The following is a 13,168-nucleotide window of genomic DNA, read 5'->3' on the forward strand; positions in this document are numbered from 1 at the left end:
CCGTCTTTACTTGCTGGTACACCCCTTGCCCTCGGTGTACGCCCATGAAGATCGTGGTCACCAGCATCCTCGTCGACGACCAGGCCAAGGCCCAGGCCTTCTACCACCATGTGCTGGGCTTCGAGCCCAAGCACGACATCCCCCTGGGCAAGCACCGCTGGCTCACCCTCACCTCGCCCAACGACCCCAACGGGGTCGAACTGCTGCTCGAGCCCGACGCCCATCCGGCGGCCAGGACCTACAAGGCCGCCCTGAAACAGGACGGGATCCCCGCCACCTCGTTCGGGGTGCGCGATATCCAGGCCGAATACCAGCGCCTGTGCAAGGCCGGTGTGCAGTTCACCCAGCCACCCACGGACGTGGGGCCGGTCACGGTGGCAGTGTTCGACGATACCTGCGGCAACCTGATCCAGATTGCCCAGCGGCATTAGCCGAACTGACGGCTGTCCAGCAGGTGCGCCCTAGGGCCCACTCCCCCAGCGCAGCCACAACAAGGAAAACCCATGCGCTACGAGTTCAGCGAAGTCCTCAATGACCAGGTCGACTATTTCCTGCTCGGTGATATCCAGTTGCTCGAGCAGTTCAAGCAACAGCATCAACTGCCCGATGACCTGGCCCGTGCCTTCACCAGCGGTGACAGCGGCGACCAGGCGGTGCGCGAGGGCGTCATCCTGCCCCTGGCCGGCATCGACAACCTGCCCTACCGCATCCTCTTCACCCTCGATGGCCATACCCCGGCCCTGCTCGAACCTGGCAGCCGCCTCAAGCACCGCCGAGACGGGCACCGGCTGCGGGTCGAGCATCGCGGGCTGATGCTGTTCACCTGGCGCATCCTGCAGCACTTCACCAACAAGACCCTCGGCGACCTGCTGGCGCGCTACCAGGAGCCGGGGCGGCCGCTGATCGCCCTGGACAATGGCGAGTATGACGTGCAGGTGCTGGCCGGGGCGCTGGTGCGCGACGGGTTGTACGAGCCGGCGTTCGAGTTCGTGCTGCGCAAGGTCCACCGCCGCGAGCCGGTGGCCGAGGTGGACATCAGCTATCGCTATGCCCTGCGCGGCTACTTCGACTGAGATCTGGCCATCGCGGGTCAAGCCCGCGCTGCCTGGCACCGGCCATGCCGGTGTTCGCCGGCAAGCCGGCTCCTAGCCCAGCCCCTAGCCTTGCTGGCGAACCAGGCGCCGCGAAGGGCTGCCTCAGGCATGGTTGATATCGCGGTCCTTGGTCTCTGGCAGGAAGAAGATCCCCAGCACCGCGGTCATCACCGCGATCACGATCGGGTACCACAGCCCGTAGTAGATATCCCCCGTGGCCGCGACCATGGCGAACGCCACGGTTGGCAGGAAGCCGCCGAACCAGCCGTTGCCGATGTGGTACGGCAGCGACATCGAGGTGTAGCGGATCCGTGCCGGGAACAGCTCCACCAGCCAGGCGGCGATCGGCCCGTAGACCATGGTCACGTAGATCACCAGGAGGGTCAGCAACAACAGCACCATCGGGTAGTGGATCTTCGTCGGGTCGGCCTTTTCCGGATAGCCCGCCTCCTTCAGCGCCGTGCCCAGGGTGGCGGTGAACGCGTCGTTCCGGGCCTTGAAGTCCGCCGCTGCCAGGCTGTTGCCATCGAAGCTGGACAACACCCGCTCGCCGATGCGCACCTGGGCCACGCTACCGGGCTCGCCAGCCTGGTTGGTGTAGGGGATGGCGCGCTTGGCCAGCAGGCTCTTGGCGATGTCGCACGAGCTGCTGAAGCGGGCCTTGCCCACCGGGTCGAACTGGAACGCGCACTGGGCGGGGTCGGCGATCACCACCACCGGGTTCTGTTCCTGGGCGACGAACACGTCCGGGTTGCCGTACTCGGTGAGCCCCTTGAAGATCGGGAAATAGGTCAGCGCGGCAACGATGCACCCTGCCATGATGATCGGCTTGCGCCCGATACGGTCGGACAGGCTGCCAAACAGGATGAAGAACGGCGTGCCGATCAGCAGGGAACCGGCGATCAGCAGGTTGGCGGTCTGCGGGTCGATCTTGAGCATCTGCAACAGGAAGAACAGCGCGTAGAACTGCCCGGTGTACCACACCACCGCCTGGCCGGCGGTGCCACCGAGCAGCGCCATGATCACCACCTTGAGGTTGTCCCAGCGGGCGAACGATTCGGTCAGCGGCGCCTTGGAAGCCTTGCCCTCGGCTTTCATCTTCATGAACACCGGCGACTCGTTCAGTTGCAGGCGGATGTACACCGAAATCGCCAGCAGCAGGATCGACAGCAGAAATGGCAACCGCCAGCCCCAGGCCTCGAACGCCTCGGTGCCCATGGCCGTGCGACAGGCCAGGATCACCAGCAGCGAGAGGAACAGGCCAAGGGTGGCGGTGGTCTGGATCCAGGCGGTGAAAAAGCCCCGCCGCCCCTTGGGTGCGTGCTCGGCCACGTAGGTCGCCGCGCCGCCGTACTCGCCGCCCAGTGCCAACCCCTGCAGCAGGCGCAGGGTGATGAGGATCACCGGGGCGGCCACGCCGATGGCCGCGTAGCCGGGCAGCAAGCCGACGATGGCGGTGGACAGGCCCATGATCACGATGGTGATGAGGAAGGTGTACTTGCGCCCGATCATGTCGCCCAGGCGGCCGAACACGATGGCGCCGAACGGGCGCACGGCGAAGCCTGCGGCGAAGGCCAGCAAGGCGAAGATGAACGCGGTGGTTTCATTGACCCCGGCAAAGAAGTGCTTGGCGATGATCGCCGCCAGTGAGCCGTAGAGGTAGAAGTCGTACCATTCGAACACCGTGCCCAGGGACGAGGCGAAGATGACCTTGCGCTCCTCCCGGGTGATGCCGCGTTGGGGCGCGCTACTGCCCGTGGATGCGCTGTCGAGGACCGCCATGGGTCGCCTCCGGGATGATCGGTGCGGGCCGGCGTATTCCCAACGATCTCGAACGCACATACCCAGGCCGCAGGGCTTTAAGGTTGCGCGAAGCACGACGAGGCGCGGCCTCGGATCGCGGCAAGGTAATCTGAAGCATAATCGCCTTTGCGTGGATATCCACCCAGGTGCCAAGCAGGTAGACCAATGACGCGAACGGATACCCCATGACAACAAGCCCCGACACCGCCTGGCATGGCGAGCTGTGGTTGGCCGACGACCATTGCCTGGTGCTCGGCACCCCCGGGCGCACCTCGGCCCATGCCCACTACGCCCACCAGGTGCTGATCGCCGAGCACGGCGAGCTGTGCCTGGAGATCGCCGGCCAGCGCCAGTGCGGCGCCTTGCTGGCGGTGCCGTCGCTGCAAGCCCATGCCGTGGTCGAGCCACAAGGGCGCTGCATCACGGTGTTCGCCGAGCCGCTGGCGTTCGACCTCGATACCCTGGTTGCACTGTGCCGCCAGGCCCAAGGCGATGCCCAGGCCTTGGCCGAACGCCTGCGCGATTGTCCGCGTCGCCCGCTCGACCCACGCCTGGCCTGCGCCCTGGCGCGCCTGCGCGCGCTGGATGAACAGCCCCTGCCGGCGCACGCCCTGGCCCAGGCCGCGAGCCTGTCGCTGAGCCAGCTGGAACGGCTGTTCAGCGCCCGCCTGGGGCAGTCGGTGCGACGCCTGGTGCTGTGGCAGCGCCTGCGCCTGGCCTTGCAGCGGGCGTTGGCCGGCGACAACCTGACCGCCGCGGCCATGGCCGCCGGCTTCGCCGACTCGGCGCACCTGTCGCGCAGCCTGCGCCAGCAGTTCGGCATTCGTGCCAGCGAGGCGCTGCGTCATCTGCGCTCAGGCGCCCTCCCCTAAGGCCGCGCGCAAAGCCGCCGGCACGCTGGCCGGTGGCTGCTGGGCGCGTGCATCACACCAGGGTTCGCGCAACTGGGCCAGGTACCCGACCGGGTAGTCCGGACGGTCGCCGATGCCCATGTCGTCGTCGGCCAGGGCATAGCCCGGCAGGTGCAGCGCGGTGCCCAGCAGGCGGTCCCACAGCGGCAGGAACAAGGCGAAATTGACATCGCCCACGTGGCCGTACTTCAGGTGATGCAGGCGATGTACCGGCGCCCAGGCGAACACATGGCGCAGCCAGCCGATGCGCATGTCGACATTGCTGTGCTGCAGCAGCAACTGGATGGCGATGCTGAACGCCAGCAAGGCCGCGACATCCTGCGGCAGGCCCAGCAACACCAGTGGCAAAACGCCGCCCAGGGCCTCGGCCAGCTGATGCAACGGGTGTTTCATCAGGCCATTGAAACCGTACAGCCGGGTCACGCTGTGGTGCACCGCATGCAGGCGCCAGAGCAGCGCGCTGCGGTGGCTGGCGTAGTGCACCAGGGTGATGCCCAGGTCCGCCAGCGGGATCGCCAGCAGCAGTTGCCAATGCACGGCCCAGTGGCTGGGCCAGCAATCGCTGCTCGGCAGCCAGGCGGGCAGCAGCGCGATGGCGGCGATGCTGAGGCTGTTGAGGGTCTCGTTGACCAGGGCGTGCAGATAGTCGCGCGGTCCTTCGCCGGCGCCCGAGGCCCAGGCCTGTTTGTAGGGGTACAGGGCCTCGCAGCAGAACGACAACAGGATGGCCACGGCCAGCAGCGGCAGCAGCCAGGCAATGCTGGCACCGAGGTGGATCAGGTAGAGCGCGGTGCCGATGAAGCCGAAGAACAGGCACGGGGCGTAGAGGAGGCGCATGGGTAGGTCCGTCTCTGGTTGGGGAGACGCCAGTGTTGCTTGAGCGCGGCGGTGCGGGCTTGAACGAATGGCGCATGTTGCCGCTGCCCATTCCCCAACCCTGGGGCCACTCGCCCACCCAGGAGCCCTCGGGCAAAGCCCCTGTGCCACTGCCGCGAGCCGCGGTCCAGAGCCTGCCGTGCGCCCTGCCGAAGAACCTGGCACAACAGTTGCCCATCCCTCCCCAGACGCCCCAACCCCTGGGCCCGTATGCAGGAGGACGCGACTCATGCACCGACCGACACCCCACCCGCTGGCCGTGGCGATCTTCGCCGGCCTGCTCCAGCTACCGGCCCAGGCTGCGCTGTATGCGGTCGACACCGGCCCCTACGCGCTGCCCACCGGCAAGTTCCCCGCCTGGTACCAGGACACCCATGGCCGGGTCCTCGACCTGTGCCTGTCCAAGGCCGTCAGTTCGCGGGTGGCCGGCGCCCCCGGCGCGCCGTCGTACATGTGCACCCTGCTGCCCACCCCGGGCGTGTTCGATGACACCCGCCCGCTGGCCTTCCCCAGCAACTTCCCCGACGAAGCCTTCTGGTTCACCGCCGACGCCGCCATCGTCGACGCCGCCCGCGGCATCGACCTGAGCTTCGGCACCGCCATCGAGGCGGCCTTCGGCGGCGGCGATCCGAAGGACAACGACCAGGTCAGCTTCGCCCGGGTGCGCATCCGCGTCGATGTGCCGGTGGCCGGCACCTACGTGGTCACCCACCCCTACGGCGTCGATGTGTTCGACGTGCCGGCCGGGGGCCGCCGGGCGATCAACATGACCCGCGACATCGGCATCGGCTCGCCGGGCGATTTCAGCGGCGCGCTCAAGGGCGACGTCGGGCCATTCCTGCGCAGCGTCAATGGCCCCTACAGCGAAACCAACCCGGACACCGGCGCCAGCGAGCGCTACGTCGGCGACCCGAACCTGGAAGAGCCGGTGACCGGCAGCCCGTTCAACACCAACTTCGTGCGCATCGAGGGGCCCAACGGTATCGACCTGCGCACCGAGCTGTTCGCGGTCTCTGGCAAGTTGTCCACGGTCAACCGCCCGACCCCGCTGATCCCGCAGCGCAGCACCTACTCGCGACACAGCGAGAACGGCGACCTGCGCGCCCAGCAGGATGTGTTCGTCATGGCCCCGCCAGCCCCGGCCACGGTGACCCTGAGCAGCCAGGCCCCGACCCTGGCCCTGGGCGAGGCCAACGGCACCGGCGCCTGGTACGCCCAGTCGGCGCTCAACCCGACCTTGCCGCTGACCTTGCAGGTGACCGCCGACAACAGCCTGGCCATCGCCACCAGCACGCCGACCACCGCAGCCATGCCCCTGGTCGACCTGGTGACCATCAGCCGCGCCGAGTACAGCCTGGCCAGCGGCCAGCTGACCCTGGTCGCCAGCAGCAGCGACGAGACCAGCCCGCCGGCGCTCACCGCGCGCACCGGCACCGGCACCTTGATCGGCAGCCTCAGCGGCAACGGCGCGGTCAAGACCCTGACCACCGGGCTTTCGCCGATTCCGCCGGCACGGGTGCAGGTCAGCAGCGCCAATGGCGGCAGCGACAGCGAAGACGTGGTGCTGGTGCCATGAACAGACAAAGGCCCCGCCCTCAAGGAGGCAGCATGAACACTTGGTCACGCCGTGCCCTGTGCGCCGCCGGTTTCACCCTCACCCTGAGCAGTGCGGCCTGGGCCGCGCTGTCCGAGGTCGACCCCGGCCCCTACACCTTCGCCACCGGGGGCTACCCCATGTGGTACAAGGACCACACCAACCTCGCCCTGGAGCTGTGCCAGTCGCGCGCCACCAGCAGCCGCGCCCCCGGCGCGCCCGGAGCCCCGGCCTACATGTGCACCCTGCTGCCCGAGCCAGGCGTGTACGACGACGCGCTGCCGCTGGTGTTCCCCGACAACTGGCCGCCAGAGATGTTCTGGTTCCTCGCCGAGACCGAGATCCCGCAGGTCGGCAACAGCGGCTATGAGCTGGAGGTCTACGTGGCCGGCCTGGAGGCGGCATTCGCCGCCGAGAACCCGGTCGACGGCGACCAGCAGAGCTTCGCCCGCATCCGCATCCGCGCCTCGGTGCCGCGCGCCGGCACCTACACCATCACCCACCCCTATGGCGTGGAGACGGTCAACGTCGCCGCCGGCCAGGTCGGTCGACGGGCGATCAACATCACCCGCGACATCGGTATCGGCGCCCCGGGCAACTTCAGTGGTGCCCTGACCGGTGACCTCGGCCCGTTCCTGCGCGGCATCGGCGGCCCCTACACCGCGGTCAACCCTGATACCGGCGCCACCGAGACCTTCGTCGGCGACCCGAACATCACCGAGGCGGTGACCGGCAGCCCCAACAACACCAACTTCGTGCGTATCCAGGGCCCGGCCGGGACCATCCAGACCAACGTCTTCACCGTCTCCGGCAAGGTCCTCGACCAGCGCCAGCAGACCCCGGTGAGCCTCGAGCGCGCCACCTACCAGCGCAACGCCGCCGGTACCCGAGTCGAGGTCTACGCCAAGGCGCCGAACAGTGCCAGCCTGTGCTTGCGCAACGGCCTGGCGCTGGTCGGCACGCCGCCTTCGCCGTGCCAGTTCGCCCTGCTCGCCGACAACAACGGGCTGTTCTTCAGCCAGCAACTGAGCCAGGCCGTGCCGCCGCCCGTGGTGGTGGTCACCGCCAGCAGCCCCACCGGCAGCACCCGGCCCACCTCGCTGTCGAGCAAGCTCAGCGACGTGGTCAAGGTCAACACCGCCCGCTATGACTGGGCCAACAAGCGCCTGCTGATCGAGGCGCGCTCCAGCGACGAAGTGGTGGTGCCCGACTTGCTGGTGCAGGGTTTCGGGCGCATGTCCAAGGCTGGCGTGGCGCAGAGCCTCACGGTCAACGACCTGGGCCAGCCGCCCGCGTCGATTACCGTCAAGTCGGCCCACGGTGGCAGCGATGTCGAGCCAGTGGTGGTGGTCGGCAGCGCGCCGGTGCAGGCCGAGAACCAGGCACCGATCGCCCGCGCCGATGCGGCCAGCACCAGCGTCGGCGTCCCCGTGACCCTCAGCCTGCTGGCCAACGACAGCGACCCGGACGGCAACGTGCCGCTGTCGATCAGCGACCTCACCCAACCTGGCACCGGCCTGGGCGGCGTGGTGCTCAATGGCACCACTGCCGTCACCTACACCCCGCCGGCCGGGGCCACCACGCCACTGCTGGTCACCTTCAGCTACCGCGCCATGGACGCCAAGGGCCTGAAGTCGACAGCAGCCACGGTGACCGTCAACGTCGCGCCGAACCAGCCGCCCAGCGCGGTGGCCGACAGCGCCGCCACCCTCGGCGTGCCGCTGACCATCAATGCCCTGGCCAACGACACCGACCCGGAAGGCAACCTGCCGCTGAGCATCGCCAGCGTCACCCAGCCGACCACCGCCGGGCGCGGTACGGTCAGCACCGACGGCAACGTCATCACCTACACGCCACCGGCCTCGATCCCGAGCGGGTTCACCACCAGCTTCAGCTACGTCGCCCGTGATGCCCTCGGGGCGCTGTCCAGCCCCGCCACGGTCACCGTGCAGGTATCGCCACGGCCAGCCCAGGAGACCTTCGCGGTCACCGCGGCAACGGTCACCGCGCGCTCGAACAACCGCTTCAACTGGGACATCAGCGGCACCTCCTCGGTGACCACCGGCAACACCATCACCGTGCGGGTGACCACCACCACTGGCGTGCAGACCCTGGGCACCACCACGGTGCCGGTGACCGGGCGCTGGCGCCTGGCAGTGAGCAACAGCACCACGGCCGTGCCGACCGCGGCGCCAACGGCCACGGTAACCAGCAGCCAGGGCACCACCCGTACCGTCAACGTGACCGTGCAATAGCCGCCGGAGGACACCATGAAGCCCCTGCATACCCTGTTGCTGTGCCTGGCCCTGGTCGGCCAGGCCCAGGCCGACGACCTGATGGACAACGCCGACCTCGCCGCCGGCAACGACCTCGGCGAGCCGCTGGTGGTGCGCCTGCTGCCGCTGGCTGCCGGCCAGGCGGCGCTGATCGAGCAACAGGGCACAGGCAACCGCGCCGCCCTCGACCAGTCCGGCCAGGCCCTGCTGGGCCGCATCGTCCAGGCCGGGGGCGCGCAGGAGGCGTACATCCTCCAGCAAGGCAGCGACCTCAGCGCGACCATCAGCCAGCAGGGCTACGGCAACGACGCGTCGATTCGCCAGAGCGGCAGCAGCAACAGCGCCGCCATCGAGCAGGTCGGCAACCACAACAGCGCCAGCATCGACCAGCGCGGCACGGGCCTGAACAGCACCGTGACCCAGGCCGGCAATGGCCAGCAGATCCACATCACCCAGTACCGCTAGACAGACCTGGAGGCATCACCATGCATACGCTCGCCCCCCTGAGCGCCGCCATTGTCCTGGCCCTTGCCGGCCAGGCGCTGGCCGACGACAGCAACTCGACCCAGTCCCAGCAGGGCAACCAGAACATCGCCGAGGTCAAGCAAATGGCCGCGCCGTTCGCCTCGGCCACCCAGACCCAGACCGGCCAGGGCCACAACCACATGGCCCTGCAGGACAACAGCACCAGCCATATCCAGCAGAGCGCCAGCGGCTCGTACAACGCCGGCTACGCCGAGCAGTTGTTCGAGAACGGCAGCCAGATCACCCAGCGCGCCGGCGGCAACACCAACGATGCCTTCGCCAGCCAGTCGGTGGGGGTCAACAACGAGGCGCTGCAGGTGCAGCAAGGCGGCGGCAACCGCTCGGTGATCTGGCAGGACACCCAGACCACCAGCCAGGCCACCACCCTGCAGTCCGGCCACGGCAACGACGCGACCATCGAGCAGTTGTTCGGTGGCACCAACAACAAGGGCCTGATCCAGCAAGGCGGCACCGGCAACCAGGCCGCCGCCGAACACATGACCCACCTGGACGGCGATATCGCCATCTACCAGGAAGGCAAGCAGAACTGGGCCTATGGCGACCAGCGCGATGGCCTGGGCGGCAGCATCGGCATCAACCAGTACGGTACCGGCAACTCGGTGGAGGTGTGGCAGGACAACCAGTCCGCCAGCTATGCCAACGTCTACCAGAATGGCCAGCAGAACGAAGGCTACATCGACCAGAGCTTTGGCCAGGGCAACACGGCCGGCCTGAGCCAGACCGGCCGCGGCAACGCCAGTTGGTCGGACCAGTTCGAGACCAGCCAGTCGGTCACCAGCATTTCGCAGATCGGCAACAACAACCTGCATTTCACCTACCAGACCGGCGACAACCATAGCCTGAGCATCAGCACCCAGGGCAATGGCAACCAGATCATGGCCAGCAACTGGAAGGGCGCGAAGTCAGGTGGGCAGTTCGGTGACAGCCAGCACGCCGAGATCAACCAGGCCGGCAATGGCAATGGCGTGAACATCACCCAGGAAGGCAGCAGCCAGCTGGCGCGGTTGAACCAGTACGGTAACCGCAACCAGATGGAGACTCGCCAGGGCGACAGCAACAACGAGTTGTATTTCGAGCAGAACGGTAGCGACAACCTGCTGATCGCCGACCAGCGCGGTAGCGCCAACTACGCCGAGGGCCTGGCCGGGGGCAATGGCGGCAGCATCAGCCTCGATCAGTCCGGCAGTGGCAACCAGAGCTATACCTACCAGCTGTATGGCCAGGGCAACCAGGCCACCATCAAGCAGACCGACGGCGTCAACCTGGCCTACGTGACTCAGGGCGGCAATGGCAACCAGGCCTTTGTCGACCAGAGCGGGGCCAGCCAGACGGCCACCATTACACAGTACGGCAATGCCAACATGGCGACCGTTACCCAGCAGTGATGCCCTTCCCCCTTGGACCGCGGTGTTGGCCTCTCCCTGGCACTGCGGTTCTTTTTTTTCTGGGAGCTGTTCTGTTGTTCTGGGGTTTTGGGGTTTTGGGGTTTTGGGGGGCTTTGACTTCCCGAGCGTGGGTTTTGAAAGCTATAGGCGCATTCATTGGCTATATCGACGCACAGTCACCTTTTCGCCTTTACGGCGACCTACTTTTGCACGCGGGCAAAAGTAGGCAAAAACCGCTGGCTCCATTCATCCGGCCCCTACGCTTCGCTCCGGGGTCCCCTCGCTCCGTTCTTGCTCCCGTGGGGACCGCGCTGTACGCCCCATCCTGGGGCGCAGCGCTCGACGGCCATCCATGGCCGTCGCCCCACTACGCAAGAACTCCACTCGGCCTCCTGAAGTCGCAATTGGCGGCGCCTGAACTATCGCGCGCTTAGAAGCAAAATCAAGAGCAGATCAAGAGCAGATCAAGAGCAGAGATATCGCTTTATATGTTGTTTGCCCCGCGATGCGATCCAGAGTTCCCACTGTTTCAACTAGCGACTAGCTGCGCCAGTGCAGGCGCCGCCCGTAACTTCGCGACTTCAGGAGGCCGAACGCAGGCCTTGCGTAGGGAGGTGACGGGCATGGATGCCCGTCAAGCGCTGGGGCCCAGGATGGGCCCTACAGCGCGGTCCTCCCGGGAGCAAGGCCGGAGTGAGGGAACCCGGAGCGTAGCGGAGGGCCGGATGAATGGAGCGCACGGTTTTTGGTTCCTTTTTGCCACGACAAAAAGGAACTCGCCGTAAAGGCGAAAAGGTGACTAAGCGTCGATATAGCCAATGAATGCGCTTACATCTGTGAGTACCCACGCCGACCGACTTTGACTTTGACTTTGACTTTGACTTTGACTTCAAGAGCCATAACCCATTGAAGCCCTACCCGCGAACACAACAACCAACGCCACACAACGAATAGCAAGACAAACACCCCAAAAAGAAGGGATGCCGCCCCCACCTCCCGGCAGCAGCGAACATCCCCCTCGGCTACTGCCCCGCCACCTCACTGGCCGGCGCCAGCTGCAACACCTCGCTGGTATAAGCCCACTCCTCCTGAACCTTCTGCGGATGCTCGTTCAACTTGATCCCGTAGGACGGAATGATCTGCCTGACCTTCGCCTGCCACTGCGGCGTGGCCAACTTGTCCTTGAATACCTTGCCCAGCAAGTCGAGCATGATCGGCGGCGCGGTCGAGGCCCCCGGCGAAGCGCCGAGCAAGCCGGCGATGCTGCCGTCCTTGGCGGTGACGATCTCGGTACCCAGCTTCAGCACCCCGCCCAGGTTCTCGTCCTTCTTGATGATCTGCACCCGCTGCCCAGCCTGCCACAAGCGCCAATCCTCCTTCCTGGCCTCGGGAAAGTAGGTCTGCAACGCGGCGAAACGGTCATCGTCCGATTGCAGCACCTGGCCAACCAGGTACTGCACCAGGTCGAACTCACGCACCCCCACCCGTACCATCGGCCAGGTGTTGTGCAGCGACATGCTGGCGAACAGGTCGAACAGCGAACCCTCCTTGAGGAACTTGGTGGAGAACGTGGCGAACGGCCCGAACAGGATCATGCGCTTGCCATCGAGCACCCGGGTGTCCAAGTGCGGCACCGACATCGGCGGCGCGCCGGTGGCGGCGATGCCATAGGCCTTGGCCATGTGCCGCTGGGCGATGGCCGGGTTGTCGGTAACCAGGAACGAGCCCCCCACCGGGAAGCCGGCATAGTCCTTGGCCTCGTCGATCCCCGACTTCTGCAGCAGCGTCAACGCCGCGCCGCCGGCGCCAATGAACAGGAACTTGGCATCGGTGGCGGCGCTGCTGCCGTCCTTGAGGTTCTTGTACTGCACATGCCAACTGCCATCGTCGTTGCGGGTGATGGCCTCGACCTCGCTGGACAGCTTGAGGTCGAAGTTCGGCCGGGTCTGCAGGTAGCCGACGTACTGGCGGGTGATCTCTCCGAAGTTGACGTCGGTGCCGATCGGCGTCCAGGTGACCGCGAGTTTCTGCTTGGGGTCGCGCCCTTCCATCATCAGCGGCACCCACTTGGCGATCTGCGCCGGGTCTTCGGAATACTGCATCGGCTTGAACAGCGGGCTGGCCTGCAACGCCTGGTAGCGGCGCTTGAGGAAGCTGATGTTGTCGTCGCCCCAGACGAAGCTCATGTGCGGCGTGGTATTGATGAACGAGCGCGGGTTCTGCAGCACCCCCTGCTTGACCTGCCAGGCGAGAAACTGCCGCGTCACCTGAAACGACTCGTTGATCTCCACCGCCTTGCTGATGTCGATCTTGCCGTCCTTCTCCGGCGTGTAGTTGAGTTCGGCCAGGGCCGAGTGGCCGGTACCGGCGTTGTTCCAGCCGTTGGAACTCTCCTCGGCGACCTTGTCCAGGCGCTCGACCATCTGCATCGACCAACTCGGTTCCAGCTCGTTGAGCCAGACCGCCAGGGTGGAACTCATGATGCCGCCGCCCACCAGCAGCACGTCCACACGCTTGCTCTCGGCGGCCTGGGCATGCAGCCCCAGGGCCAGGGCCAGGCCGGCCAGCGCCCATTTGCTCTTGTCGGTGATCTTCATGTGCTCTCCCTCTTCGCCTGTGCGGGTCCTTTGAGTACGCCTGGGTCAAGCGTAGCTGAGCGAACCGCGCGGGCATGCCCGCCTGG

Annotated in this window: 10 protein-coding genes; 7 read left to right on the plus strand and 3 right to left on the minus strand. The window is 66.6% G+C overall.

The features are described from left to right. The first annotated feature begins 44 nt into the window (after positions 1 to 44). Both KSS95_RS15720 and KSS95_RS15725 read left to right on the plus strand, forming a co-directional pair. Positions 45 to 431, plus strand: a complete 387-nt coding sequence (locus KSS95_RS15720) for a VOC family protein (protein ID WP_217847997.1) — start codon at positions 45 to 47, stop codon at positions 429 to 431. Between the two features lie 72 nt (positions 432 to 503). Beyond that, positions 504 to 1,073, plus strand: a complete 570-nt coding sequence (locus KSS95_RS15725; RefSeq protein WP_217847998.1) for a hypothetical protein — start codon at positions 504 to 506, stop codon at positions 1,071 to 1,073. A gap of 123 nt (positions 1,074 to 1,196) precedes the next feature. On the opposite strand, the gene KSS95_RS15730 is transcribed toward KSS95_RS15725, so the two are convergent. Next, positions 1,197 to 2,876, minus strand: a complete 1,680-nt coding sequence (locus KSS95_RS15730; RefSeq protein ID WP_217847999.1) for an MFS transporter — start codon at positions 2,874 to 2,876, stop codon at positions 1,197 to 1,199. 206 nt (positions 2,877 to 3,082) lie between these two features. Here KSS95_RS15730 and KSS95_RS15735 point away from each other — a divergent pair, with 206 nt between their 5' ends. Continuing rightward, positions 3,083 to 3,769 carry a helix-turn-helix domain-containing protein gene (locus tag KSS95_RS15735; RefSeq protein ID WP_217848000.1) on the plus strand — a complete coding sequence of 229 codons (687 nt, stop codon included), beginning with the start codon at positions 3,083 to 3,085 and terminating at the stop codon, positions 3,767 to 3,769. On the opposite strand, the gene KSS95_RS15740 is transcribed toward KSS95_RS15735, so the two are convergent. Then, positions 3,752 to 4,645, minus strand: coding sequence for a sterol desaturase family protein (locus KSS95_RS15740; protein ID WP_217848001.1), 894 nt, complete (start codon positions 4,643 to 4,645; stop codon positions 3,752 to 3,754). The two genes, KSS95_RS15735 and KSS95_RS15740, sit on opposite strands and share 18 nt — an antisense overlap. Before the next feature lie 268 nt (positions 4,646 to 4,913). On the opposite strand from KSS95_RS15740, the gene KSS95_RS15745 reads away from it, so the two are divergent. From KSS95_RS15745 to KSS95_RS15760, 4 genes are read left to right on the plus strand one after another with little or no spacing between them, the layout of a single operon-like run. Next, on the plus strand, positions 4,914 to 6,260 hold the full coding sequence (locus KSS95_RS15745) for a hypothetical protein (RefSeq protein WP_217848002.1): 1,347 nt from the start codon (positions 4,914 to 4,916) through the stop codon (positions 6,258 to 6,260). Between the two features lie 32 nt (positions 6,261 to 6,292). Beyond that, a complete protein-coding gene (locus KSS95_RS15750) occupies positions 6,293 to 8,533 on the plus strand; it encodes an Ig-like domain-containing protein (protein WP_217848003.1) in 2,241 nt (746 codons plus the stop codon). Between the two features lie 15 nt (positions 8,534 to 8,548). Next, positions 8,549 to 9,019 (plus strand): curlin, encoded by a 471-nt coding sequence (locus KSS95_RS15755; RefSeq protein ID WP_217848004.1) that lies wholly within the window; start codon positions 8,549 to 8,551, stop codon positions 9,017 to 9,019. A gap of 20 nt (positions 9,020 to 9,039) precedes the next feature. Beyond that, a complete protein-coding gene (locus KSS95_RS15760) occupies positions 9,040 to 10,485 on the plus strand; it encodes a curlin (RefSeq protein ID WP_217848005.1) in 1,446 nt (481 codons plus the stop codon). A 1,022-nt stretch (positions 10,486 to 11,507) separates the two neighbouring features. Here the strand turns inward: KSS95_RS15760 and mqo are convergent. Then, on the minus strand, positions 11,508 to 13,082 hold the full coding sequence (gene mqo, locus KSS95_RS15765) for a malate dehydrogenase (quinone) (protein ID WP_217848006.1): 1,575 nt from the start codon (positions 13,080 to 13,082) through the stop codon (positions 11,508 to 11,510). Between the last annotated feature and the right edge of the window lie 86 nt (positions 13,083 to 13,168).

The sequence above is a fragment of the Pseudomonas muyukensis genome, assembly GCF_019139535.1.
GTDB lineage: Bacteria > Pseudomonadota > Gammaproteobacteria > Pseudomonadales > Pseudomonadaceae > Aquipseudomonas > Aquipseudomonas muyukensis.